Genomic DNA, 25465 nt, shown 5'->3' with positions numbered 1-25465 from the left:
GTTATTTTATCAAAACAATTTCCTCTTTTTAGGTCTGGTATTTTCATTGGAAAATTCCAACATGTAAACGACGGCACAGCCTGCTACATAAGCCCAAATATCATTCATATCAAACGTTGTCCCCATAACTGTTGAAACTAACTTATTGTCTTGTAAACCTAGTTTTTCTACCAAATTAAATGCTTGGGAAATTTCAATCAAAATTGCAAAAATCCCTATGCAAATGATGGTTTTAGCTTTATCGAAGTTGAGAAAGGTTTGAATGAAACAGTAAATCAGAATTACGACTAAAACATCACCAATGCTTCCTCTGATGGTTGGATTCTTCACGAAAAGTGCAATAATGATTTCAACAATCAAAATCGCCAGGAAAATCAAACCGTATTTTTTATCGAATCGAAACATTCTCAAAGGTAGTTAAACCTGATAAAAAATAGAATAGAATATGGAAAATAGACTGTTAATGAAGTAATTTAATCAAAAGTTCCGGCTCGTTAGTTGTAATGAAATCGGCTTCTTGTTCGATAAGCCAATTCATATCGGCCTCTTCGTTGACCGTCCACGCATTGATAGTCATCCCTAAATCATGTGCCTCTTCAATCCAATTTGGATTTTTTTGATAAACTGAATAATGGTAATCGAGCCCGTTGTAGCCAGCTGTTTTTGCTTGTTCAGGGGTTTTGTCACCTTCCAGATAGGCAACGTTTGCATCAGGATTTAATTCTGCAATCAGCTTTCCCGCTTCAAAATCAAATGTGATGTAATCGACCTGATGTTCGAGCTTTAGTTTTTTTACCCATTCAACTGATTTACGTGCGGCTTCCAAGGTCATTTCCGGTTGTTTTGATTTTTTGACTTCCAAAACCAAACGCATTTGTGGAAGTTTTTTTCCGGCTTTTAAATATTCTTCCAACGTCGGGATTTTCTCGCCATTGGGAAGTTTGTGCTTTCTCAATTCTTTGAGGTTCGTTTCAGAAATAATTAATCCATCTACATCATCATCGTGGTGGACGATAATTTCTCCGTCTTTGGTAATGCGCACGTCAAACTCACTCGCAAAACAACCAATTCGTGCGGCTTCCTCCAATGCAGCGATTGAATTCTCAGGAAGATTTTGTGCTTTGAATGCTCCGCGATGGGCAATTACTTTGGTTTGCGAAAATGCAAGAACTGATAAGGTCATCAACAAAAGATTTAAAACGAATTTCATTTCTACAAAGATAAATTTACTACAAATTAAACTTCAAAAAATTTATAAAGTGGTAAGGTGAGCGTTAATTTTAACTAAAAAATCCTCTTGATTTCGCAAGAGGATTTAAGAGTACAAAAAGTATGAGGATTCACTTCAAAGTTTTCAAGATTTATTTCTTAATCAATTTTGTTGTGAATTTCTTTAAGAAAAAAGACTGCTTTTGAGGGCAGTCTTTGATAATATTTTTGATTATAAAGGTGTTATGCTATAAGTTAAGTTTGTAAAATCAACACTTACCAAATAATTACCTGCCGTTACCGGAATATCTGCGCCATTTTCAGATTCTAAGGTTCCGTCAGCGCCTGTGTCTCCGTAAGACAATGCCCAAGCGTTGTTAAACCTGAATTTGATATTTCCATTGGTAAATTCAACTTCTGCATCCCAAGTATTTGTCGCTCCATTGTACTGGAGCTGCACATCAGGTCCGTTCCATCCGTTAGGTGTTGCGTCACCGACAATGCCCCATGAATATTCTTCAAATTCATAAGTCAAAGCGTTCATGTCCACATTAAATTTATAGGTTCCGGCAGTCATAGGAATATCATCTCCGTTAGACACTAAAGTTCCAGCTGCTCCACCGTAATTCTCATCCCATGAATTGTCTTTTCTTATTTTTATATCGCCGTCTGTAAGTGTCGCATAAGCTACATATTTGCCATCATCAATTCCATTTAAATCTGTCTTCCAGAAAGGAACATCGGGTCCCTCCCATCCATTCGGCACAGCTGACCCTACCATACCCCAAGGGGTGCTTAAATCTATCAATGGCTCATAAGGTGTTACATTTAAAGAAATTGGTTCTGAATAGATAAAACCAGAAGAACCAGCAACTCCTAAGTAAGCTTTTACACGAATAAACAAATTACCTTCTACATCAAAAGGTAGTCCAGAGGAAAGTGAAACTGCATTCAGTCTGCCCACAGTCAAACTTGTAGATGTTCCCGTTAAAGCAGTTATAACATTTGTAGTCTCTGAGAAATCTTCCGATGAAGAAGCCTGAACATCATACTTAACAGGGCTATTCACTCCAAAATCAGCTTCTTCCCACTCCATTGTGAAAGCTTCGTTTCCTGCATTTTCTTGCAATAATTCATACGAGGATCCTTCTGAAGGAGATGTAATGGACGGTTTTAGGGCATCATTAAGATTTGTTTTTGTAAAATCATCATCTGAACAAGATGTAATCAATCCTGAGATAAAGATGAAACTCAATATATAATTAAATATTTTCATAACAATTAATGTTTAATGATTAATAACCAGGATTTTGAGTCAGATTTGGATTTGCTGCCAAGTCTGAAACAGGAATTGGAAACAAATTATATCTGGCATCAGTTGAAGTACCTTGAGGATTTTGTCCTTTCCAAGGCCATAAATAACTTCCGCCTGTAAATTGACCAAAACGAATTAAATCGGTTCTACGGGTTGCTTCCCAGTACAACTCTCTTCCTCTTTCGTCCAAGATGAACTGATCGTTGATTTGTCCGGCAGAAACGGTTGCTGCATTGGCACGCGTTCTTAACATATTTACATAAGTCGCATCTGCACCTCCTGTTTTCAGTTTCGCTTCTGTCCACATTAAATAAACATCTCCTAATCTGAACAACGGATAATCTACGCTTGACTGGAATGTGTTGTTTTCACCATTAGCTCCTGGTGTACCATCTGAATCAATATTTTTAAATTTAAATACACCATAGCCCTGTTTGTACTGACCAATTTCGTTGATTTCTAAAGTTTGTCCATCGGTAAAGAAAATCCCATTTCCTGCTGAATAAGCTTTTCCTCTTGTATCGTTTACGTTATTTACGTTTCCGTCTGGAGCAAAAAGATAAACCAGGTTTTTGGTTGTGCGTATTCCTCCCCATCCACCACCTGGCACACCTAATTCTGCCGGACTTGCATCTCCACCTATAGAAGCATTGATGATGAAAGTTGTGCCTCCATCGGTTTGCGTGTAGTTAGCATCATAAGGAATCGCAAATATTATTTCATTTTTTGCCTCTCCAACATGATTATCAGAACGGAATAAATTCTCATAATTATTTGCCAATGAATATCCGGCATTCATAATTTTCTCACAATAGACAACTGTTTCAGCATATTTTGGCTGACCGATGTAAACTTCTGCGTTCAGGTACATTTTTGCGAGCAAAGCCCAGACACCTCCTTTGTCAACACGTCCGTAAGGGGCAGAACGTGCATCAAGCATTTCTGATTCGATCGCCAACAATTCAGATTCTACAAATTCAAATAATTGCGTACGGGTATATTGTGGCGGATAAAAACTTCCGACGGGGTCATTTTCAGTTTTGAATGGAACATTTCCAAATAAATCCAAAGCATGGTAATAACCTAATGCTCTCAACCAACGTGCTTCTGCACGGTATTGATAAACAACCGCTCTTTGTTCTGGAGTTAATCCGATGGCATCCAAACGACCATCATGAGAGTCTCTCAGAAACTGATTTGCCAATTCTACTTCGTATAAAAAACGGCTGTAACCGGCGTTTACGAATTCACTTGAACTCGACCAGGTTTGGAAATTGAAAGTCTGAAGCGTTCCGTCATTCCAAGCGATTTTGGTTTCATCGGTTGGCAATTGCTGCATCTGCCAGTAAGCACGCAGGTATTGTCCAAAGCCTTCATTAATTCCACCTAAATCTCCCTGACCTGTTCCGCCTTGCTGTCCAGACAAAGCCAGACCTGCATATACTTTTGCGATACCTGATGTGTAATCATCAAAGCTTTGGTATGCATTTTCCCCGATGATTTCGTCCGGGTCTTCCACCGCTACGTCCAGATCATCGATACATGAATAAGTAAAGATCAAACCTGAAAGCAATAAAAACAATATGGGTTTTATATTTTTCATTTTAAATTGATTTAAATAATTAAAAGTTTACGTTTACACCCAATGAGAAAATTCTCGGACGAGGATAGAAATTATTATCGATTCCCATTGTAGCCTGTCTTGGGTCTGCATTTGTCTGAATGATTTCAGGATCTAAACCATCATAATCTGTAATTACAAATACATTCTGAACTGTTCCGTTGAAACGAATATCAGTTTTTCCAAAAACTTTATGGAAAGTATAACCTAAAGTCAAGTAATCCATTCTAAGGAAAGATGCATTTTGAACATAGTAATCAGAGAAATATTCATTGGTAATAAATCCAGTATCTAAAGCATCAGATTGTACGTTTGAAAGGAAGCCGTTTGTTCCGATCAGCCCCGCATAAGTTCCGATGTCAGAAGCAACGTTGTTATAGTTATAGTTTCCTAAACTTGCTCTCATAGAGAATCCAAAATCCCAATTTTTATAAGTCAGATTTGAATTTAATCCTAAAGTCCAGTCAGGACGTCCGGAGTGGAAAGCTCTTAAATCTTCTTCATTGATGATTCCATCACCATTTCTATCTACATAAGCCCCCTGAATTGGAGAACCGTTTTGATCATAAACTTGCTCATAAACATAGAAAGACCCGGCCGGAGCACCTACCATAATTACCTGAACGTTGTTTCCTATACCTCCTGAAATTCCTCCGGTGGTATAAAAATCCTGATTGCCCCCACCTGAAATGCTGGTTACTACGTTTTCGTTATAAGTTGCATTTGCATTCAAAGTCCAGGTCAAATCTGTTGTGCGTATGATATCTCCGCCTAAAGCTAATTCAACCCCTTGATTTTCCATCGAACCGATGTTAGTCGTAATTTGATTATTTAAGTTTGGAAGCGGTGCTGCAACTGTCTGCAACATGTCGTCTGTGATTTTTTTGTAAAAATCAACTGACCCCCACATTCTGTTATTAAAGAACCCAAAATCTAAACCGATGTTCCAGGTGGTTTGTTCTTCCCATTTCAAATAAGGATCATAAATGTTAGGACGAAGAATCGGCACAAAATTATCATTACCCATCGGATAATAAGCATATTGGTTGGTTGAAGACATATAAATCGGAAGGTAAGGATATGGATTTCCTCCTAAATTCTCTTGACCAGTTATACCCCAACCCAATCTCAATTTCAAATTGGAAACGGTTTTTGAATCTTTAAGGAAATTTTCATCTGCGACATTCCAAGCGGCAGCCAATGATGGAAACCATCCCCAACGTGTGTCTTTAGAAAAACGTGATGAGCCATCTCTTCTTATTGTTGCTGTCAGTAAATATTTTTCGTTGAATGTGTAATTTAATCTACCAAAGAAGCCAATCAATACACGAGTGTTGATGTCATAATAAGTTTCAGGGTTTTCTTTTGTTCTTCTAAAATTTTGATTAATTTCATAATTGTCATAATCAAAACTTTGGTAAGAGTAACCTGCAGTTACATCAATTTTACTTTTTATAGAAGGAATTTCTTTATTATAATTCAAATAGAAATCGAACAAATTATTTCTTCTGATTTGTTTATAATCTTTGTTAATTCCACCAGCTGCATAACTCAAAGCAGCAGAATCTGAAACTAAGTTTTTACCATTTGAATCAGAATAATCATATCCTAAATTCAAAGTTGCTGTCAAATCTTCAAATCCATGAACTTTGTAATCGAATTTGATATTACCAACACTTCTTCTTACGTAAGCTAAATCTTGTTTCATCATTAGCATAGCTAATGGGTTACGATTGGAATTTACATTTGGGACCCCATTCAACAACCATTCCCAATAGCCTCCAAATCTATCACTGTCAGCATAAACCGACTGAGTAGGATCCATACGGATTGCATTTCCAATCGCTCCTGCATCAGCAAATCTGTTTTCTTCGTACGAACCCCTTGCGTTAATGTCAATTGTCAAGTGATTGTCAAATAAACTTGGCGTTAAGCTAATTGAAGCCGTAGTTCTTTCGAAATTACCTGTTTTCAAAATCCCGTCTTGATTGGTGTAGCCCAATGAAATTCGGAAAGGTAAATTGTCTGTAATCATTCCTGTAATACCTAAATTATTATCGTATCCTAAGGCAGTTTTGAAAATTTCATCCTGCCAGTTGGTATTTGAATTTCCTAAAAGTGCCTGAACACTTTCAGAACCTCTCTGCATGACAGCATTTCTGAATTCATCTGCAGAAAGAACATCTACCTGATTCATTCTTTCAGAAACTGAAACGGTACTGTTGAAGTTAATTCCTAATTTTTTTCCTTTTTTACCTCTTTTTGTTGTAATGATAATTACACCGTTAGAAGCGCGCGCACCATAGATTGCAGTAGCTGATGCGTCTTTTAAAACACTGATGGATTCTATATCACTAGGATTAATATAGTTCAACGGGTTGGAAGAACCTGCTACAGTCGTGCCATTGTCCATAGGAACACCATCAACTACAAATAAAGGATCGCTGGACGCGTTTATTGAAGAGCCTCCACGAATTCTAATTTGAGACCCTGTGCCGGGCGCTCCTCCAGCTGTATTGATTTGCAATCCGGCTACTTTACCTGTCAACAATTGCTCAGGTGCAGTATTTAAACCTTGGTTGAAATCTTTTTCCGTTACCGCAACCATCGAACCTGTTGCATCTTTATGCGTTGTAGTTCCATAACCGATTACAACCACATCGTCTAGCTGATAAGTTGAACCTGTACGCATCACAACATTTACCGATGATTCATTGTTGTAATTTACAATTACATCATCGTATCCATCTAATGAAAATACGAGCCTGTCTCCTTTATGTGCCTGAATGGTAAAATTTCCATCCATGTCGGCAAAAGTTTCTTCCAACGTGCTTTCATTTGTAACCGTTACATCAGATAAAGAAAATCCTGTTCCCTGCTCTGATATTACACCATTCACTGTAGTTTGTGCAGCGAGCCAGATTGGCACAACCAGCATACAAACCATCATTAATTTTTTAAATATTTTCATACCTCAGATATTTGTAAAAAATTGTTATATTTTTACTTCTCGGTGTTAAAATTATGTAAATAGATTTTACATTAGTGTATAAAAGACACTACGAAAAGTCACGAAAACGTTTTCGTGTTGATAAGTTTTAAGATTTCTTTAATAAATCGAATTATTTCTTAACTACAGCTATACTAATTAAATAAAATCCGCTTTGAGAAAAAATGTTACACTAAAACAAATCGCTAAAGAATTAAATGTGTCAGTTTCTACCGTATCAAAAGCCCTTCGGGACAACGAAGAAATCGGGCTGGAAACCCGGGAAAAAATTCAGGCATTTGCCAAAATGTACAATTACAAACCCAACAGTATCGCACTGAGTCTCAGAAACAAATCTTCTCAAACCATCGCCATTATCATTCCGCAAATTGTCAATCATTTCTTTACCAAAGTAATCCAAGGAATTGAAAGTGTTGCCAATGAACGTAATTATAACGTCATCATCGCAGTTTCTAATGATTCTTTTTCCAAAGAGGTCATCAACATGCAGACACTTGTCAATGGAAGCATTGACGGATTTATCCTTTCGGTTGCCAAGGAAACGCTCAAACTCAAAGATTACCATCATTTTACAGAAACGATTTCACAAGGCGTTCCTATCGTATTGTTTGACAGACAAGTAGATGAAATCAACTGTGACAAAGTAATCATAGATGACGAAAAAGGTGCTCAAAAAGCGACTGAAAAACTGATTGAAACAGGCTGCAAAAAGATTGTTTTTGTTACTACGGAAGATTTCGTTTCAGTAGGAAATCTGAGGAAGAAAGGCTACCGAAATGCTTTGGAAAAAAATAATTTAAGCGTAGATGAAACACTCATTATCAAAGTAAAAGATGTATTAAAATCCGACGAAATCGAATCATTTATTTTTAATGAATTGGAAAAATTGACGCAGTATCATCCGGATATTGACGGATTAATAGGCGTGAATGAGTTTTATACCATCACGGCTGCCAATTTCTTCAAGAAAAAAGAAATTAAAATTCCTGATGAAGTTTCCATCATTGCTTTCTCAGATGGGGTTTTACCTAAATATTCTTATCCGAGTCTTACAGCGGTAAGCCAGCACGGCGACAAAATCGGTGAAACGGCAGCGCGTCTTTTAATCGACAAACTCGAAGGAATCACACAAGAAGATTACCACCAAACCATTGTCATTGAAACGGATTTGATTGAACGTGATTCAACAAAGTAAAATAAAAGTTAAAATAACATTCTTACAGGTTAGCAATCAATTTATCTTTTATATTTGCCAAATCGAAACTTATATTTTTACTTCTCACCCTTTTATAAGTTTTGATAAGCTGCGCGCTTATCGTATTGTTAAACAATAAATTACGATAATGAAAAAGCGTAAATTAGGATTTCTCGAAATTTGGAATCTCAGTTTTGGGTATCTTGGTGTACAAATGGGATTTGCCCTTCAAAATGCAAATGCCAGCCGGATTCTAAGCAATTTTGGTGCAGACATTCATCAGTTATCATGGTTTTGGATTGTAGCTCCTTTGATGGGACTGATTGTGCAACCCATAATCGGACATTACTCTGATAATACCTGGTCAAAATTCGGACGAAGAAAACCTTATTTTCTCTTGGGAGCATTACTAGCTTCCATTGGATTGATTTTGATGCCGCAAGCCGATGCGTTTACTGCAATTCTTCCTGCACTCTGGATGGGGGCGGGATTCCTGATGATTATGGATGCCTCCTTTAACATTGCGATGGAACCGATGCGCGCATTTGTGGCAGATATGCTGCCGTCAGACCAGCGGACTTTGGGCTATTCATTGCAAACCGTTTTGATTGGATTGGGCGCTGTGATTGGTTCTTGGCTGCCTTATGTTTTGAGCAATTGGTTCAATGTTCCAAATGAGGCTGCCGTTGGTGAAGTTCCTTTGCATTTGATTTTGTCATTTTGCATTGGCGCGATTGCAATTATTGTAACGGTCTTAATTACAATATTTACCAATAAAGAATATTCGCCGCAAGAATTAGAAGCATTTGACAAAGCAGAGGGAAAACTTTCGGTAGTAGAAGAAAAAACAAATCTTACCCAAATTTTCAAAGATTTTGGACAAATGCCAAAAACTATGAAACAGCTCGGGGTAGTTCAATTTTTTACTTGGTTTGCCCTGTTCGGCATGTGGGTTTTTTCTACGCCGGCGATTGCACACCACGTGTATGGTTTGCCTTTAAATGACAGCCATTCGGCAACTTACCAAAAAGCCGGAGACTGGGTCGGAATCATATTTGGCGTTTACAATGCGGTTTCGGCTGCATATGCATTTTTCCTGCCGGCAATTGCCAAAAGATTAGGAAGAAAAAGAACGCATACAATTTCATTAATCGCAGGAGGTTTGGGATTGATTTCTATTTATTTCATTCATAATCCAAATTATTTAATCATCTCCATGATTGGTGTTGGAATTGCTTGGGCCAGTATTTTATCAATGCCTTACGCGATTTTGGCAGGTTCAATTCCTGCAAGAAAAATGGGTGTTTATATGGGGATTTTCAATTTCTTCATTTGTATGCCACAGATTGTAAATGCAATCATCGGCGGTCCCATTGTGAAATATTTCTACGGTGGAAATCCGATTTATGCCTTAATGACAAGCGGGATTGCGTTAATTATTGCGGCTCTTTTTGTGGCTAGGGTAAATGATGTGGATGAACCTGTTAAAACCAATTAAATGATTACAACTTATATATTTGACCTTGACGGTGTAATTGTCGATACCGCGAAATACCATTATCTCGCGTGGAAAAAATTAGCAGATGAATTAGAGATTGATTTCACGCATGAACACAATGAATTGTTGAAAGGCGTAAGCCGGGTTCGTTCGCTGGAAATCATTTTGAAATTAGGGAAAAAAGAAATTTTAACTTCAGATTTTGAACGTTTTTTAATTCAGAAAAATGAAGATTATTTGAAATACATCGACAAAATGGATGCTTCTGAAATCCTGCCTGATGTTTTGGGGAAATTAAAATTTATCAAATCAATCAACGGAAAAATTGTCCTCGGCTCTGCAAGTAAAAATGCAAAACCGATTTTGCAAAAAGTTGGATTGATTGAATTTTTCGATGCAATTGTAGATGGAAATGACGTTTCTAAAGCCAAACCCGATCCTGAAGTTTTCCTCATTGGCGCACAAAAAGTAAACGTAAATCCGCTCGAATGCGTCGTTTTTGAAGATGCAGTTGCCGGAATTCAAGCTGCAAATATTGCAGGGATGTTGAGCATCGGAATCGGTGACAAAGCAACTTTGAATGAAGCTGATTATATTTTTACAGATTTCACTCAAATCACAAACGAGTTTTTACAAAATTTAGAAAATAATTAAAAGAATATAGAACGTCTATTTTCTACAATATAAAATAAAATGAATCAAAATTATATCATACCGGACGAATGGTCAATCATCGAAGAAGGATTTGACAGAGAACGCGTTATGTCGTCTGAAAGTCTTTTCAGCATTGGAAACGGAGCAATGGGACAACGTGCCAATTTTGAAGAAACCTATACCGGAGAAACTTTTCAGGGAAGCTACATCGCGGGCGTTTATTATCCCGACAAAACCAAAGTAGGCTGGTGGAAAAATGGTTATCCTGAATATTTTGCCAAAGTTTTAAATGCTCCGAATTGGATTGGAATTGACGTTGAAATCAATGGTGAAATTCTGGATTTGAGTCAAATTGAAATTTCCAATTTCCGCCGTGAACTCAATATGAAAGAAGGCTGGCTCGGAAGAAATTTCAATGCAAAACTAAAAAATGGTATCGAAATCGAAGTAAATATCATTCGTTTTCTTTCTTTGGATTTGGATGAATTGGGAGCAATTAAATATGAAATTAAGCCCATTAATAACTCAGCCAAAATAATTTTTAAACCTTATGTACATTCGGGTGTGACGAACCGCGATGCGAATTGGGAAGAAACTTTTTGGGAACCAATTATTTCAGGAATTGAGCAAGGATTTGCATTCGTTCAGGCAAGAACTTTCAAAACAGGTTTCAACGTTGTGACGTTCATGGAAAATACTGTTTTTATAAATGATGAAAAGCAAGAAATTATTTCCTCTGAAAATTCACAAACTGAAACCAAAATTCAGTTTAAACATGAAGTCGAAGTCAATCCAAATGAAACTACTTCTTTGGTGAAATTTGGCGGATATACGGTTTCAACGAATCATTCAGAAAATGAATTGGTCAACGCAGCCAAAAATGTTTTGGTTCAAGCCAATGAATTAGGATTCGAAAAATTATTCCAAAATCAAAAAGAAGCTTGGGCGAAAATCTGGGAAATGGCAGATATTTCGATTGAAGGCGACGTAAAAGCACAGCAAGGAATTCGTTTTAATATTTTCCAGTTAAACCAAACTTATTTAGGAAAAGATGCTAGGTTAAACATTGGCCCTAAAGGATTTACAGGCGAAAAATACGGAGGGTCAACATATTGGGATACAGAAGCTTATTGTTTGCCTTTTTACATGGCGACGAAAAATCAGGAAGTTGCAAGAAATCTTTTGGCTTACCGATACAACCATTTGGAAAAAGCTATTGAAAACGGTCAGAAATTAGGCTTTAAAAATGGTGCGGCTTTGTATCCGATGGTGACGATGAACGGAGAAGAATGCCACAATGAATGGGAAATTACTTTCGAAGAAATCCACCGAAACGGAGCGATTGCTTTTGCGATTTTCAATTATGTTCGTTTCACAGGCGATTTCAGTTATGTGCCGGAAAAAGGCTTGGAAGTTTTGATTGGAATTGCTAGATTTTGGCACCAACGCGCGAATTTCTCCAAAGATAAAAATCAATTCGTAATTCTCGGCGTTACGGGGCCTAACGAGTATGAAAATAATATTAATAATAATTTCTATACTAATTATTTAGCAAAATGGTGTATAGATTATACGGTTGAATTAATTGAGAAAATTGAAAATGAATTCCATTCAGATTTCAATCAAATTTTTGACAAAACTAATTTGTCAAAATCTGAAATTTCAGAATGGAAAAATGTAGCGGACAATATGTATTTTCCGTATTCGGAAGAGCATGGCGTTTACTTACAACAAGATGGATTTTTGGACAAAGATTTGACGCCCGTTGCGAAATTGGACAAAGCCGAACGTCCACTTAACCAGAAATGGTCTTGGGACAGGATTTTGCGTTCGCCTTACATCAAACAAGCTGATACGTTGCAAGGATTTTATTTCTTCGAAGATAATTTTACTTATGAAGAATTGGAAAAACATTTCAATTTTTACGAGCCATTAACTGTTCATGAATCTTCGCTTTCCCCTTGCGTACACAGCATTCAGGCTGCGAAATTGGGCAGAATGGAACAAGCATACGAATTTTATCTACGCACTTCCCGATTGGATTTGGATGATTATAACAAAGAAGTTGAAGAAGGTTTGCACATCACTTCCATGGCTGGAACCTGGATGAGTATCGTCGAAGGTTTTGGCGGAATGCGTGTAAAGGGTGACCAATTGCATTTCACTCCACAGATTCCAAAAGAATGGAAATCTTATTCATTTAATGTAAATTTCAGGAATAAAATACTGAAAGTGAATGTTTCACACGAGGGAACTGAATTTAATCTCGAAGGAAATGAAAATCTGGAAGTAATTGTAAATGGAAAATCAACCGAAGTTAAACCACTTATTAAAACAATTTAAAATGATAAATAAAATTCTGAATTTAAGTTTAATTCTATTAGTTACCTTTTCATTTGGCCAGCAGCTGAAATCTCCCAATGGAAATTTCACGATGGAATTTGCTTTATCAAATGATGGAACGCCAACTTACCAATTGATTTACAAAGGAAAACAAGTCATCAAAACCAGTAAATTGGGTTTTGAATTAAAATCCAAAAACATGGATTTGGAATTTGACTCCCAGAAAAGTGTGGAAGCTGAAAAAGCAAAAGCACTTACAAACCTTCAATCCGGATTTAAAATTAGCGATGTGAAAAATGCGACTTTTGATGAAAGCTGGAGACCGGTTTGGGGTGAAGTTTCCCAAATCAGAAATCACTATAACGAAATGGCGGTAACGCTTCATCATGAAAAAACGGACAGAAAAATTGTCATTCGTTTCCGTTTATTTGATGATGGATTAGGATTCAGATATGAATTTCCTGAACAGAAAAACCTGACTTATTTTGTCATAAAAGAAGAAAAAACACAGTTTGCGATGACTGGTGACCACACAGCTTGGTGGCTTCCGGGTGATTACGATACGCAGGAATATGATTACACCGAATCAAAATTGTCAGAAATAAGAGGGTTATTTGACACGGCTGTAACTAGCAATGCATCTCAGAAACAGTTCTCAAAAACCGGTGTGCAAACAGCTCTAATGATGAAATCTACGGACGGAATTTATATAAATTTACACGAAGCCGCCTTGATTAATTATTCATGTTTAAGTCTAGAATTGGATGATAAAAATCTAATTTTCAACGCACACCTTACACCCGATGCTTTAGGTGACAAAGGTTACATTCAGGCACCAACGACTACGCCTTGGAGAACGATTATTGTAAGCGATGATGCACGTGATATTTTGGCTTCGAAAATGACTTATAACTTAAATGAACCTTCAAAAATCGATGATACTTCATGGATCAAACCTGTGAAATATGTAGGTGTTTGGTGGGAAATGATCACAGGAAAAAGCCATTGGGCTTACACAACTGATTTTTCAACGGTTCAATTAGGTGTAACTGATTATTCGAAAGCGAAGCAAAGTCCTATTCACGGAGCTAATAATAAACACGTAAGAGACTATATTGATTTCGCTGCAAAACATGGTTTTCATGCGGTTTTAGTTGAAGGTTGGAATGAAGGATGGGAAGACTGGTTTGGAAATCACAAAGATTATGTATTTGATTTTGTAACGCCTTATCCGGATTTTGATGTAAAAGATTTAAATGCTTATGCGAAATCTAAAGGTGTTGAATTAATTATGCACCACGAAACTTCGAGTTCTGTTCGTAATTATGAGCGTCACATGGACAAAGCTTACCAATTTATGAAAGACAATGGATACAACGCTGTAAAAAGCGGTTACGTGGGTGACATCGTTCCTTTGGGTGATTTTCATTACAGCCAAAATACAGTAAATCATTATCAATTTGCTATTGAAAAAGCAGCCGAATATCAAATCATGGTTAATGCGCACGAAGCAGTTCGCCCGACAGGTGTGGCACGTACTTGGCCGAATTTAATAGGAAATGAATCTGCGCGCGGAACTGAATTTCAGGCATTTGGCGGCTCAAAACCAAATCACACTACCATTTTACCTTTTACAAGATTAATCGGCGGACCGATGGATTACACGCCGGGCATTTTTGAAATGCACATCGAAAAAGTAAATCCCGATAATAAATCACACGGAAACTTCACTATTGCAAACCAGTTAGGATTGTATTTGACGATGTACAGCCCTTTGCAGATGGCAGCGGATTTGATTGAAAATTACGATCGTTTTCCGGATGCTTTTCAATTTATCAAAGACGTTCCGGTCGATTGGCAGGACAGCAAATATCTGGAAGCTGAGCCTGGGAAATATTTGACTGTTGCAAGAAAAGATAAAAACTCAAGCAATTGGTTTGTAGGAAATTCAAATGGTGTAGACAAACGTTCAACTAAAATTAAATTAGACTTTTTGGACAAAGGGAAAAAATACGAAGCAACTATTTACGCAGATGCTAAAGATGCGCATTACAAAACCAATCCGCAGGCTTATGTAATCTCAAAACAAACTGTAACTTCTAAGTCTGAATTGAATTTAAATTCAGCTCCGGGAGGTGGATTTGCGATTAGTATAATTGAAAAAAAATAAAATGAAGAAATTAAATACAATCATCCTTTTATTAATCCTAAACATTTCATTCGCCCAAGTTCAAAAAATCGAACCTGAATTTTGGTGGAGCGGAATGAAAAGCACGGAACTTCAGTTATTAGTTTACGGAAAAAACATATCTGATTTAAAACCTGAAATTTCCGGAGACATTCAAATCAAAGAAGTTCAGAAAGTAGAAAATCCGAATTATTTATTTGTAACCATTGATACTAAAGGAATTCAGCCGGGAAAAGTAAAATTGAATTTCAAAAAAGGTAAAAAAATTACTCAATCATTTGATTATGAATTCAAATCAAGAGAAAATAATTCTGCTGACAGGAAAGGATTCGACAGTTCCGACGTGTTTTATTTATTGATGCCAGACCGTTTTTCAAATGGAAAGACACGGAATGATTTTCCTTATGATTCTTCAGAGGGGGTTGATAGAAATAATCCCAATGGCCGTCATGGTGGGGACATTCAAGGAATTATCAATAACTTAGATTATCTCAATGAATTGGGAGTTACCACGATTTGGAGCACACCAATGTTTGAGGATAACGAACCTGTTTATTCCTATCATGGTTATGCGCAAAGTGATTATTATCAAATTGACCCAAGATATGGAACCAATGAGGATTACAAACGTTTAGCGAATGAACTTCACAAACGTGAAATGAAACTAGTGAAAGATTATGTAACCAATCATTGGGGTTCCAAACATTGGATTATCAAAGATTTACCTTCAAAAGACTGGATTCATTATTGGGAAAATGGAGAAAACGGATTCCAAAGAAGCAATTACAGAATGACCACACAATTCGATGGAAATGCTGCTAAAATTGACGCTGAAGGTTGCATGGATGGATGGTTTGATACCACCATGCCGGACATGAATCAGAAAAATCCTTTGGTTCTAAATTACATGGTTCAAAATGCGATTTGGTGGATTGAATATGCAAATTTGGATGGATTGCGCGTCGATACTTATTCGTACAATGACAAAGAAGGAATTGCGGAGTGGACAAAACGAATTATGAATGAATATCCAAATTTCAACATAGTTGGCGAAATCTGGATGCATGACCAAGCACAAATGGCTTATTGGCAGAAAGACAGTAAGATTGGCGCGATTCAAGGATTCAATTCTCATTTGCCCTCTGTTATGGATTTTACTTTACACGATGCAATCGGGACTATTTTCAAAGAAGAACCCAGCTGGGACAAAGGAATGATCAAAGTTTATGAAAATTTCACGAATGACTTTTTGTATCCGGACATCGACAACATCATGGTTTTTGCTGAAAATCATGACACAAGCCGTTTCAATGAAATTTATCCGAACATCGAAGATTACAAATTGGCTTTGAGTTTGATCATGACCGTTCGCGGAATTCCTCAGATTTATTACGGTTCTGAAATCGGAATGAAAGGCGACAAGAGCAAAGGCGATGGCGACATCAGACGTGATTTTCCGGGCGGATGGCAAGGCGATAAAAATAATGCTTTCACCGAATCCGGAAGAACGACTGAACAAAAAGCATATTTCGATTTTACCAAAAAATTATTGAATTGGAGAAAAGGAAATTCTGCCATTCACAAAGGAAAAACCTTGCACTATGTTCCTCAAGAAAATGTTTATGTTTATTTCAGACATGATGAAAATCAACGTGTGATGATAGTTTTGAATAATAACCAAAAAGCGCAAAAATTAGATTTAAAAAGATTTTCGGAAGGAATTCAAAATCATAAATCAGGAAAAGACATCCTTTCTGACAAAGAATTTAATTTGAATAATGAATTGGAAATCAAAGGGAAAACGGCTTTAATTATAGAATTGAAATAACTTCTCATTTCGAACGAAATGACATTAACAAAAGAAAATGAAAAAATTAATCATAACAACGTTCAGTCTTGTTTTATTGACAGCAGCTTGTAAAAAAGAAAAAACGGTAGAAGTTGACCAATTGGCGATGAAAGAATATGCGCCGGAAGAAATGGAAAACGCTGTGATTTATGAAGCAAATATCCGTCAATATTCGCCCGAAGGAACTTTCGAAGCGTTGACCAAAGACATTCCTGAATTGAAAAAACTGGGTGTAAAAGTACTTTGGGTAATGCCGATCCAGCCGATTTCGATGAAAAACCGAAAAACGACGGACGGCAGAAATGTAGAGGACATCACCGACCCGGAAGAGAGAAAAAAGCATTTGGGAAGTTACTATTCAATCGCTGATTATACCGCTGTTCATCAGGATTATGGAACAATTGATGATTTCAAAAAATTGGTAGAAACGGCACATGAAAACGGAATGTATGTGATCATGGATTGGGTAGCGAACCACACCGGTTTTGACCACAAATGGGTTACGGAACATCCCGAATATTACCACAAAAATGCAAAAGGAGAAGTGACCGACCCGCTGAATCCAGAGACGGGAGAAAGCTGGGGCTGGACAGACGTCGCCCATTTGAATTACGAAGAAAAAGCATTGTTTGATGCGATGGCAAATGAAATGCTTTTTTGGCTGAAAGAAACCAATATAGACGGTTTCAGATGCGATGTGGCAGATAATGTAAAGGTTGAATTCTGGGAATACGTTTATCCGAAATTGAAGGAAGTGAAACCGGTATTTATGCTGGCGGAATCGGAAAAAGATTTCTTATTAAAAAGTGCGTTCGACATGGGTTACGGTTGGGAAGTTCATCATATTTTTAATGAAATTGCCAATGGTAAAAAATCGGTTAAAGATTTTGATGCATACATGAAAAAGAAAGATTCGGTTTACCAGAAAGAAGATTTCTTTATGAATTTCACTTCCAATCATGATGAAAATTCTTGGAACGGAACGGAATATGAAAGAATGGGTGATGCGGTGGAGACCTTTGCTGCATTGACTTATGTGATGCCGGGAATGCCTTTGATTTACAATGGTCAGGAATATGACATGAACAAGCGTTTGAAGTTCTTTGAGAAAGATACCATAATGCACAACAAAGGAAAAATGTTTCCTATTTACGAGAAATTGGGGAAATTAAAGAATGAAAATCCTGCGTTGAATGGTGGTCCGAAAAGTGCTTCTTATGAAAGAATTCAAACTTCAGATGACACAAATATCTTGGCATTTAAACGTCAAAAAGAGGGTAAAAAAGTTTATTTCGTAGGGAATTTTTCTAAAATGGAAAAGAAATTTAAACTTCCGTTGGAAGGCAGTTTTGAAAATTATATGCAAGGCGGAAAAGTTTCTTTGGCTAAAGAACAAGAAATTTCGTTGAAACCCTGGGAATATTGGATTCTGATTCAGTAGAAATTTAATTTAATAAAAAACAAAACCCTCGAGAGCATTATGGCTTTCTAGGGTTTTATTTTTAAAGTTGTTTGTAATTATATAAAATTGGGGATCCTGAACTATTCCCTGTTGATACAATGCTTTCTGACACGAATTCTTGCGAATCATATGTGTTTTCAAACGAAAAAATCAAACCATGAAAAGCAATTGTTTTGACTGGTTTTTTAGATAAAACTCCGGCATAAATAGAATTTATACTAAAATAGCTGGCGATTGTCATATAGGTAGAAACATGGTTGGAATTGGTCATGGCACCCTTTCTTGAGTCTTCATAAAAATAACTTATCATATTGGTTTCATCGTCTTCGTGAACATAATGATAAACTTTATTGAGGTCTTCATTTTCATTTAAGATTATGGTTATTTCGTCTTGATTGTCATTTTTGAAGAAATAAGAACGATCGGCCTGATTCCACTCCATCTGTATGTTGTAATCATTGATGGTAAAGGATGAAATTCGGTTGTTTTCGTAAGTAAATCTATACAAAAGATCTGGTCCGTCGTTGCTGATGTACTGCATGGTTTCTATCTGATCTCCTGAATAGGCAAACAAGTATAACATGATGCCGCCGAGATTGACAGATTCCACTTTTTTGTCGGGTGTATAAGTCAGTTTGATTGAAAGATCTTGCCCTGTGATTTCGTTTAAATATTTTTGATTTTCGGGGATTTCGGGTGTTCCTGCATTTTCATCGTCACTTTTACACGAAAAGATGAAGACGGAAATTAAACTTAGAATTAAAATTTTTGTTTTCATTTTGAATGAACTTAAAGTTGGATGTATTCGTAAATGAGTTTTATCGGTTCATTAGACAAAAAAGGCGAAATTGCGATTGAATTTTTCAGAAAATTATCTTGGTCAAATTCGTTTTCTTGCAAAACATAAACTTGGCCTCCAAATACTTCTTGAAACGGAACACTACAAAGATTAAAAGATGAAAAAAAAGCATAATAATAAATCGGAGATGCAACTATCGTGGACAAACTAATGTCATTAGTATTGTGAAGCGGTCCATATTTACCATCTTCATAGAAAAGATTTATTGCAATGTCATTTTCTCCCTGCTCGTGTTCGATAACTTTTTTCAGCGTTTGATTTGAGTTTAGATAAATTGTATAGCTATCATATTCGTCTTCCACGAAATGGTAATAATTCTCCTGCGCATTGTACTCCACGGGACGCATAACACCATCCGAACCTGTGTAGGAATTCATCTTCCCATTTCCGTCGTAAGTATAGGAAAAGGATGCCGAACCTTCACCAGGTATTCCCAAGTGCATGTTTTGGACTTTACCTATTTCATTATATTCATATCGAAAAATAAAACCTCCAATCGTCATTCTCGCAATGGTTTTATTTTCATTATAATTGATTACAACCAACAATTCTCCTTGCTCATCGGTGATTTTGCTTAAATACCTTTGGTCAACTGGAATCGGTGGCGCGGAAGATCTACTGTCATCGTCTCCTGAACAAGAGATCAACATGATTCCAAATAAAAATAAAACGGCTAAATAGATACTTTTCTTCATAAAATTAATTTTCAAGTTGGGTATAAGTAAATGCAAAATTTAAACTGTCTTCTTGACCCAAACTGAGAAAAGTTGATTTTACAAATCCTTGATTATCAAAAGTATTTTCTGCAGCAATATTACCTTGAGTAACAGATATAGTTTTCACAGGTTTTTTAGTAATTGGAATCCCCAATATCTCCCAAAATGAACCCATGATCATGCTGAGATGTACATTGACAGCGTTGGAATTGCTCATCGTTCCCATCTTAGTATTGTCATAAATGAAGTAGTGGCTGCTTAAAATTTCATCATTTACATTGTCATAAACGACTCTTTTTTTGATATCACCGTTGTCATATAGTTCTATTGTAAATTCTTCCTGATATTCGTTTTGATAGAGATAGTAATTTCCCGCTGCATTGTAGGTTACATTCGTCACTTCATCACCAAGCGAAAACGAAGAAATTTTCCCATTCTCGTAATCAAAAATGTATTCGGATGCAGTTCCTCCGGAGATTGCCGTTATGGATTTTATATTTCCCTGTTCATAAGCAAAATTGAGAAGCGCAAAATTTGGAATCGTTAACTCATTGACAGTTTTGTCAGGGTTGTAAGTGAATTGCATAATATCTTCGGTGCCCATTTTTACAGTTTCCAATAGTTTTTCTTCCGCGGGAATTTGCGCTTCAGGATCAGAAACCGAATCATCATCTCCCGAACAAGAAACAAACAGTAATGAAGCAATAAAAGATAAATAAAACAGAACTTTCATAAAATGAATTTCCTGTAAAATTCCCTTAGAAATCTGTAAGATTAACCTCTCATTTCACGAACTGCGAACTTGGGTTTTTGAATGGCGTTAAAATTAATCGTTGAAGTCCTTAATGATTTCTAAAACCTTTTCCATCGTTTGTTGCGGCGTCAGATTACCATTTTCTACCACTATGGCATCATCGGCTTTTCTAAGTGGAGAAATTTCACGCGTAGAATCCATCAAATCACGTTCAGAAATATTTTTGAAAACCTCATCATAAGTCGCCGGATGTTCGGTTTTGAGCAATTCTTCGTATCGGCGCATTGCTCGTTCTTCAGCAGAAGCTTTCAGATAAATTTTCAAATCTGCATCAGGGAAAACTGTAGTTCCGATGTCGCGTCCGTCCATCACGATTCTTTTGTGTTCGCCCAATTTTCGCTGCAAATCAACCGCCAAAATCCGTACTTCAGGAATTTTCGCAATCAAGCTCACCTTCGACGAAACTTCCATTTCACGGATTTTAGCTTCCACATTTTCTCCATTCAGGTAAATTTCATTTTTACCATTTTGGTGATTCAGCTCAAAGTGAATATCTATGAATTGCAATTGAGGAACCAACTCCATCTCTAGCACTTTTCCGTCATAAAACATTCCGTTTTCGATAGCATAAAGCGTAATTGCACGGTACATTGCACCGCTGTCAATGTGTATATATCCGAGTTCTTTGGCAAGCAACTTCGCCAGTGTACTTTTTCCTGTTGATGAAAATCCGTCGATTGCTATTACTAAATCACCCATCTGACAAATTTAGAAATTAGAAGTTAGAAATTAGAGAAGTAATATTAAAAATTTTTAAACTTGAGCGTCCGGGCGGGCTATCCACTTCAACTCCTCGCTCGTACCTCACTGTGGGGTTTCCGTTACTATCCCTGACGCAAGTTTGTTATCCCAAAATGATTTTCACAAAAATTGATGCAGAACCCCTTGGTTTCTCCTCTTAATATCAAATCTGAAGCAAGGCCATCATCTGAAAAATAAGTGAATTTCGAATCTCACAAAACTAATTTCTAGATTTAATAATAAGGATTGCTTCTCCAGTAATTATTTCCCTGAACCAATCTGTCCAAATTGACAATCAACCCAAAATGATTGGTGTTAGAGCCTTTGTAATAATTCGCATGACCAAACTCAAAGCGGAAGGCATTGACTCTAATTCCAAATCCATAAGTCAATCCCGCAAAAGTCCTTGCGTCTTCCAATCGAAGTTCATTTCCGCGTTTGAAATTATACCCTAACCTGATATTGAAACCTCTGTCCGGAAACAATTCTGCCCCGACAGAAACGTGGTCGATTATTTTCCTCATGTTGCCAACTTCCTGTCCATTTTTGTCATAAGGCATCGAAATATCAAACTTCTGCAAATCATGCAAAGTCATGCTCAGTTCAATCGGAACATGCTCCAAACGATGAGAAATCCCTAAATTGATCTGAACTGGCATTTTTTCTTTTTTGCCAGAATAAGTCTGCAATTGCGCTCCTACATTTCTGATAGCAAGTGAAACATTTGTATTGTAATCTATGTCATGAAAAACCGCCCCAAAATCCGCTGCAATTGCCGAAGATGAATAACTTTCTATGCGTGAATTGATGTATTTTAAATTCGCTCCAACCGTGAAAAAATCACTCAGATTGTGTGCATAACCGATGGTCAATGCTGCATCTTTCGCAGAAAAATCTCCGGTTGCATTGTCATTTTCATCATACCCTCGGAAATCTCCGTAATCTACATATTGACCATGCACTGAAACGAAATTATATTCATCGAGCGCATAAACAGCTGATAACGTTCCGAAATTCACATCAGCCAGATAATTGATGTAATTAAATGCTACCTGCCCATGTTGTCTTTCATTCATCATCGCCGGATTCCAATAAGACATATTGGGGTCGGCATCCCAAGCAGAGTTTGCATTTCCTCCCAAAGCAGCTTGTCTTGCCGAAGTGGTAATGTTCACGAATTCATATACCCTTGTCCCATCCTGCGCACTCGCAGTCGTGGCAACAAAAAGTAAAATAGCAAAAATCCGTTTCAACATTCAGCAAAAGTAATAATTATGTATGTAACGGAATTGTTGATTTTTTCTTGTGCAAATCAAAAAAGGAATTTAGCGCGACATTCATTGTCTTTGAATTGAATTACATTTGAAAAAACATTACACCATGTCAAAACAAGATTCTCTGCTCCGACACAAAATCATCATCCAAAAACTTCGCAGTCAAGCTTCTAGTTTTGGAGAAATTCAAAACAAACTCCAGTCTGAAACGGATTTACTGGATGTCGATAATCTGGTTACGTCACTTAGAACTTTTCAGCGCGATTTGTTGGATATTGCTTCTTTTTATGGAATTGAAATAAAATACAATCGTTCAAAAAAGGTATATTTCATCGAAAATGATTCAGAAGACGAATACAACGAACGGATGTTTGAAGCATTGGATGTTTTTCAAGCATTGAATGTGAACCAATCTTTTTCTGCATATATCCAGTTCGACACACGCAAACCCAAAGGAACGGAGCACTTGAGCGGCATTTTGTATGCGATTCAAAATAAATTTCAAATTCAGTTCCGTTACCAGAAATTTTGGGAAACAGAAGAGGAAATCCGATCTGTCGAACCGTATCTGCTCAAGGAATTTCGCAAGCGCTGGTATGTTTTTGCGTATGATCTGAAACACAAAGAATTCCGCACGTTTGGTTTGGATCGTTTGTCGGCATTGAATATTTCTTCCAATAAATTTCAATTTCCACAGAAAATTAATTTGAAAGAGTATTTCAAAGATTGTTTCGGAATTGTCGGCCCAAACGAAGGCGAGGTTCAGGACATTTTACTGAAATTTACAAGCCATCAGGGAAATTACATCAAAACGATGCCGCTGCACGAATCGCAGCAAATCGTCAAAGAAACGCCTGAAGAAACTTTGGTCAAACTCCGTTTGATTCCAACATATGATTTTCTGATGGAAATTCTTTATTATGGCGAATTTGTCCAAGTTTTAGAGCCCAAACATCTGGCAGATGAAATCAAACACAAGTTTCAAAGGGCAGTAATTTTATATCAATCTTAAATTTAATTAGTCAATTATAAGACAAACTAAATTCTTAATTTAAATTTGGTGTTTTAAAGAAAAAGAATAAATGACAATCAATCTCTACCTCTACGACCTCCGCCCGACTCCTGAAGGATTTGAAAGAGTCTATGATTACGAAGAATTCGTTGCATTTATTTTAAAAAATGGATTGTCTGAATTCACCGTTCATAGTCAAAATCCCGCTGGAAAAGAAAACATAGAAACGCTATTGAACAACTTGAAGAAATTTCAATCCTAATGCAAGACACATTCACAGCCATAGATTTTGAAACGGCACAAGGTTACCGATGGAGCATTTGCCAAGTAGGATTGGTTCGTGTAGAAAACGGAATCATTACCGACAAACACTCTATTTTGGTACAACCGCCAGATAATTATTATTGGTACAAAAACACAGAAATTCACGGAATTTCGTCACGACATACCGCCAATTCTCCCAATTTTGAAGAAGTTTGGAATCAGATAGAACCTTACATTAAACATCAAAACGTAGTTGCGCACAACGCTTTCGGGTTTGACTTTCCATGTCTGAAACAAACTTTGGAATGGTACGGATTGCCGATGCCGGAATTTGACGGACATTGTACCTATAAGATTTTTCGTCAACGCCTGAATCTCCTTTGTCAGCACTATCAAATTCCGCTCAATCACCACGATGCGCTCAGTGACGCATTGGCTTGTGCTGAACTTTATAAAATTCATTTGCAAAATTCCTAATCACCTGCAAAAATTTTAAAATCTACAATCCAAAAACGTATTTTTGGATTATGAAACTATATCCCATAGAAACCGGAAACTTCAAGCTCGACGGTGGCGCCATGTTCGGCGTAGTACCCAAATCCATTTGGCAGAAAACCAATCCCGCCGACAACCAAAACAAAATCGAACTCGCCATGCGCACTTTGCTCATCGAAGATGGCAATAGACTCATCCTCATCGATTGCGGCATCGGCAACAAACAATCCGATAAATTCTTTGGTTATTATGATCTTTGGAGCGAATATGATTTGACCACATCCCTTGCCCAATACGGCTTCACAAAAGATGACATTACCGATGTATTTTTAACGCATCTCCATTTCGATCATTGTGGCGGAGCCGTTCAGTGGAATTCTGACCGAAGCGGATATGAACCCACTTTCAAAAACGCAAAATACTGGAGCAACGCCCAACATTGGGACTGGGCAACAAAACCCAATCCCCGTGAAAAAGCATCCTTCCTCACCGAAAACATTTTACCACTTCATGCCTCCGGACAATTAAATTTCATTGACCTTCCTTCTTCAGGAAATTTATTGACAGATTCTTCATTAGGATTCGACATCCTTTTCGTAGATGGGCACACCGACAAACAAATGTTGCCAATTATCAAATACAAAAACAAAAAAATTGTCTTTGTCGCTGATCTTGTCGCCACTGTCGGACACATTCCGCTAGTTTATGTAATGGGCTACGACACCCGACCGCTTTTGACCGTGCAGGAAAAAGGAGATTTCCTCCAAAAATCTGTCGAAGAAGAATTCATCTTCTTTTTTGAACACGATCCTTACCATGAATTAGCAACCGTGATGCAAACAGAGAAAGGCATTCAGCTCGATTCTACCTATTCATTTTCAGAAGTATTTGGCAAATAAAAAATTCCAAACCTACCAGTCAAAATTTTCTATCTTTGTACGTTGCA

At 37.1% G+C, this 25465-nt stretch carries 21 protein-coding genes; 11 read left to right on the top strand and 10 right to left on the bottom strand.

Annotation, left to right across the window (positions count from 1 at the left end):
- Positions 1-9 precede the first annotated feature (9 nt).
- The 5 genes from B8977_RS12810 to B8977_RS12790 form a co-directional block, all read right to left on the bottom strand.
- Positions 10-405, bottom strand: coding sequence for a ribosomal maturation YjgA family protein (locus B8977_RS12810; protein ID WP_084018136.1), 396 nt, complete (start codon positions 403-405; stop codon positions 10-12).
- 55 nt (positions 406-460) lie between these two features.
- The gene (locus B8977_RS12805; RefSeq protein WP_084018134.1) at positions 461-1210 is read right to left on the bottom strand and encodes a glycerophosphodiester phosphodiesterase; all 750 of its coding nucleotides are present in this window, start codon (positions 1208-1210) and stop codon (positions 461-463) included.
- A 231-nt stretch (positions 1211-1441) separates the two neighbouring features.
- Positions 1442-2485 carry a SusE domain-containing protein gene (locus B8977_RS12800; protein WP_084018132.1) on the bottom strand — a complete coding sequence of 348 codons (1044 nt, stop codon included), beginning with the start codon at positions 2483-2485 and terminating at the stop codon, positions 1442-1444.
- A gap of 19 nt (positions 2486-2504) precedes the next feature.
- Complete coding sequence (locus tag B8977_RS12795; protein ID WP_084018130.1) at positions 2505-4127, bottom strand: RagB/SusD family nutrient uptake outer membrane protein; 1623 nt, start codon at positions 4125-4127, stop codon at positions 2505-2507.
- 19 nt (positions 4128-4146) lie between these two features.
- Positions 4147-7116, bottom strand: a complete 2970-nt coding sequence (locus B8977_RS12790; RefSeq protein WP_084018128.1) for a SusC/RagA family TonB-linked outer membrane protein — start codon at positions 7114-7116, stop codon at positions 4147-4149.
- A gap of 193 nt (positions 7117-7309) precedes the next feature.
- Here B8977_RS12790 and B8977_RS12785 point away from each other — a divergent pair, with 193 nt between their 5' ends.
- The 7 genes from B8977_RS12785 to B8977_RS12755 all read left to right on the top strand — a co-directional run bounded on the left by B8977_RS12785 (position 7310) and on the right by B8977_RS12755 (position 18323).
- A complete protein-coding gene (locus B8977_RS12785; protein ID WP_084018126.1) occupies positions 7310-8350 on the top strand; it encodes a LacI family DNA-binding transcriptional regulator in 1041 nt (346 codons plus the stop codon).
- A 148-nt stretch (positions 8351-8498) separates the two neighbouring features.
- Positions 8499-9848 carry an MFS transporter gene (locus B8977_RS12780; protein WP_084018124.1) on the top strand — a complete coding sequence of 450 codons (1350 nt, stop codon included), beginning with the start codon at positions 8499-8501 and terminating at the stop codon, positions 9846-9848.
- Positions 9849-10502: a beta-phosphoglucomutase gene (pgmB, locus tag B8977_RS12775; protein WP_084018122.1), complete on the top strand. Its 654-nt coding sequence runs from the start codon at positions 9849-9851 to the stop codon at positions 10500-10502.
- 39 nt (positions 10503-10541) lie between these two features.
- Positions 10542-12845 (top strand): glycoside hydrolase family 65 protein, encoded by a 2304-nt coding sequence (locus B8977_RS12770; RefSeq protein WP_084018120.1) that lies wholly within the window; start codon positions 10542-10544, stop codon positions 12843-12845.
- Position 12846: 1 nt separating this feature from the next.
- Positions 12847-15015, top strand: a complete 2169-nt coding sequence (locus B8977_RS12765) for a glycoside hydrolase family 97 protein (protein WP_084018257.1) — start codon at positions 12847-12849, stop codon at positions 15013-15015.
- A gap of 1 nt (position 15016) precedes the next feature.
- Positions 15017-16861 carry a glycoside hydrolase family 13 protein gene (locus B8977_RS12760; protein WP_084018260.1) on the top strand — a complete coding sequence of 615 codons (1845 nt, stop codon included), beginning with the start codon at positions 15017-15019 and terminating at the stop codon, positions 16859-16861.
- A gap of 37 nt (positions 16862-16898) precedes the next feature.
- Positions 16899-18323: an alpha-amylase family glycosyl hydrolase gene (locus B8977_RS12755; RefSeq protein ID WP_084018118.1), complete on the top strand. Its 1425-nt coding sequence runs from the start codon at positions 16899-16901 to the stop codon at positions 18321-18323.
- Positions 18324-18384: 61 nt separating this feature from the next.
- On the opposite strand, the gene B8977_RS12750 is transcribed toward B8977_RS12755, so the two are convergent.
- The 5 genes from B8977_RS12750 to porQ form a co-directional block, all read right to left on the bottom strand.
- Entirely contained in the window at positions 18385-19122 is a 738-nt protein-coding gene (locus B8977_RS12750; RefSeq protein WP_084018116.1) for a hypothetical protein, read from the bottom strand.
- A gap of 11 nt (positions 19123-19133) precedes the next feature.
- On the bottom strand, positions 19134-19898 hold the full coding sequence (locus B8977_RS12745) for a hypothetical protein (RefSeq protein WP_143736517.1): 765 nt from the start codon (positions 19896-19898) through the stop codon (positions 19134-19136).
- A 4-nt stretch (positions 19899-19902) separates the two neighbouring features.
- The gene (locus B8977_RS12740; RefSeq protein WP_084018112.1) at positions 19903-20652 is read right to left on the bottom strand and encodes a hypothetical protein; all 750 of its coding nucleotides are present in this window, start codon (positions 20650-20652) and stop codon (positions 19903-19905) included.
- Between the two features lie 93 nt (positions 20653-20745).
- Positions 20746-21432: a (d)CMP kinase gene (cmk, locus tag B8977_RS12735; RefSeq protein ID WP_084018110.1), complete on the bottom strand. Its 687-nt coding sequence runs from the start codon at positions 21430-21432 to the stop codon at positions 20746-20748.
- Between the two features lie 275 nt (positions 21433-21707).
- The gene (gene porQ / locus B8977_RS12730; RefSeq protein WP_084018108.1) at positions 21708-22730 is read right to left on the bottom strand and encodes a type IX secretion system protein PorQ; all 1023 of its coding nucleotides are present in this window, start codon (positions 22728-22730) and stop codon (positions 21708-21710) included.
- 124 nt (positions 22731-22854) lie between these two features.
- Between porQ and B8977_RS12725 the strand changes: the two genes are divergently transcribed.
- The 4 genes from B8977_RS12725 (at position 22855) to B8977_RS12710 (ending at position 25418) form a co-directional block, all read left to right on the top strand.
- Positions 22855-23760, top strand: coding sequence for a helix-turn-helix transcriptional regulator (locus tag B8977_RS12725; RefSeq protein ID WP_084018106.1), 906 nt, complete (start codon positions 22855-22857; stop codon positions 23758-23760).
- Positions 23761-23836: 76 nt separating this feature from the next.
- The gene (locus B8977_RS12720; RefSeq protein WP_084018254.1) at positions 23837-24022 is read left to right on the top strand and encodes a hypothetical protein; all 186 of its coding nucleotides are present in this window, start codon (positions 23837-23839) and stop codon (positions 24020-24022) included.
- Positions 24022-24501, top strand: a complete 480-nt coding sequence (locus B8977_RS12715) for a 3'-5' exonuclease (RefSeq protein WP_084018104.1) — start codon at positions 24022-24024, stop codon at positions 24499-24501. Before B8977_RS12720 ends, B8977_RS12715 begins: the two co-directional genes overlap by 1 nt.
- Positions 24502-24551: 50 nt before the next feature.
- Positions 24552-25418: an MBL fold metallo-hydrolase gene (locus B8977_RS12710; RefSeq protein WP_084018102.1), complete on the top strand. Its 867-nt coding sequence runs from the start codon at positions 24552-24554 to the stop codon at positions 25416-25418.
- The last annotated feature ends 47 nt before the right edge of the window (positions 25419-25465 follow it).

Origin of the sequence: Moheibacter sediminis (assembly GCF_900176425.1) — a bacterium.
Taxonomy (GTDB): Bacteria; Bacteroidota; Bacteroidia; order Flavobacteriales; family Weeksellaceae; genus Moheibacter; species Moheibacter sediminis.
Note: the sequence above shows the minus strand (reverse complement) of the source record. Positions and strands in the feature narration are given on the sequence as shown.

Excerpts from the sequence above, each read along its gene's own strand:
- cmk (WP_084018110.1), bottom strand. The coding sequence starts at position 21,432 with ATGGGTGATTTAGTAATAGCAATCGACGGATTTTCATCAACAGGAAAA.
- B8977_RS12710 (WP_084018102.1), top strand. The coding sequence starts at position 24,552 with ATGAAACTATATCCCATAGAAACCGGAAACTTCAAGCTCGACGGTGGC.
- B8977_RS12750 (WP_084018116.1), bottom strand. The coding sequence starts at position 19,122 with ATGAAAACAAAAATTTTAATTCTAAGTTTAATTTCCGTCTTCATCTTT.
- B8977_RS12740 (WP_084018112.1), bottom strand. The coding sequence starts at position 20,652 with ATGAAAGTTCTGTTTTATTTATCTTTTATTGCTTCATTACTGTTTGTT.
- B8977_RS12745 (WP_143736517.1), bottom strand. The coding sequence starts at position 19,898 with ATGAAGAAAAGTATCTATTTAGCCGTTTTATTTTTATTTGGAATCATG.
- B8977_RS12765 (WP_084018257.1), top strand. The coding sequence starts at position 12,847 with ATGATAAATAAAATTCTGAATTTAAGTTTAATTCTATTAGTTACCTTT.
- pgmB (WP_084018122.1), top strand. The coding sequence starts at position 9,849 with ATGATTACAACTTATATATTTGACCTTGACGGTGTAATTGTCGATACC.
- B8977_RS12800 (WP_084018132.1), bottom strand. The coding sequence starts at position 2,485 with ATGAAAATATTTAATTATATATTGAGTTTCATCTTTATCTCAGGATTG.
- B8977_RS12790 (WP_084018128.1), bottom strand. The coding sequence starts at position 7,116 with ATGAAAATATTTAAAAAATTAATGATGGTTTGTATGCTGGTTGTGCCA.
- B8977_RS12805 (WP_084018134.1), bottom strand. The coding sequence starts at position 1,210 with ATGAAATTCGTTTTAAATCTTTTGTTGATGACCTTATCAGTTCTTGCA.
- B8977_RS12770 (WP_084018120.1), top strand. The coding sequence starts at position 10,542 with ATGAATCAAAATTATATCATACCGGACGAATGGTCAATCATCGAAGAA.
- B8977_RS12725 (WP_084018106.1), top strand. The coding sequence starts at position 22,855 with ATGTCAAAACAAGATTCTCTGCTCCGACACAAAATCATCATCCAAAAA.
- porQ (WP_084018108.1), bottom strand. The coding sequence starts at position 22,730 with ATGTTGAAACGGATTTTTGCTATTTTACTTTTTGTTGCCACGACTGCG.
- B8977_RS12795 (WP_084018130.1), bottom strand. The coding sequence starts at position 4,127 with ATGAAAAATATAAAACCCATATTGTTTTTATTGCTTTCAGGTTTGATC.
- B8977_RS12715 (WP_084018104.1), top strand. The coding sequence starts at position 24,022 with ATGCAAGACACATTCACAGCCATAGATTTTGAAACGGCACAAGGTTAC.
- B8977_RS12755 (WP_084018118.1), top strand. The coding sequence starts at position 16,899 with ATGAAAAAATTAATCATAACAACGTTCAGTCTTGTTTTATTGACAGCA.
- B8977_RS12760 (WP_084018260.1), top strand. The coding sequence starts at position 15,017 with ATGAAGAAATTAAATACAATCATCCTTTTATTAATCCTAAACATTTCA.
- B8977_RS12810 (WP_084018136.1), bottom strand. The coding sequence starts at position 405 with ATGTTTCGATTCGATAAAAAATACGGTTTGATTTTCCTGGCGATTTTG.
- B8977_RS12780 (WP_084018124.1), top strand. The coding sequence starts at position 8,499 with ATGAAAAAGCGTAAATTAGGATTTCTCGAAATTTGGAATCTCAGTTTT.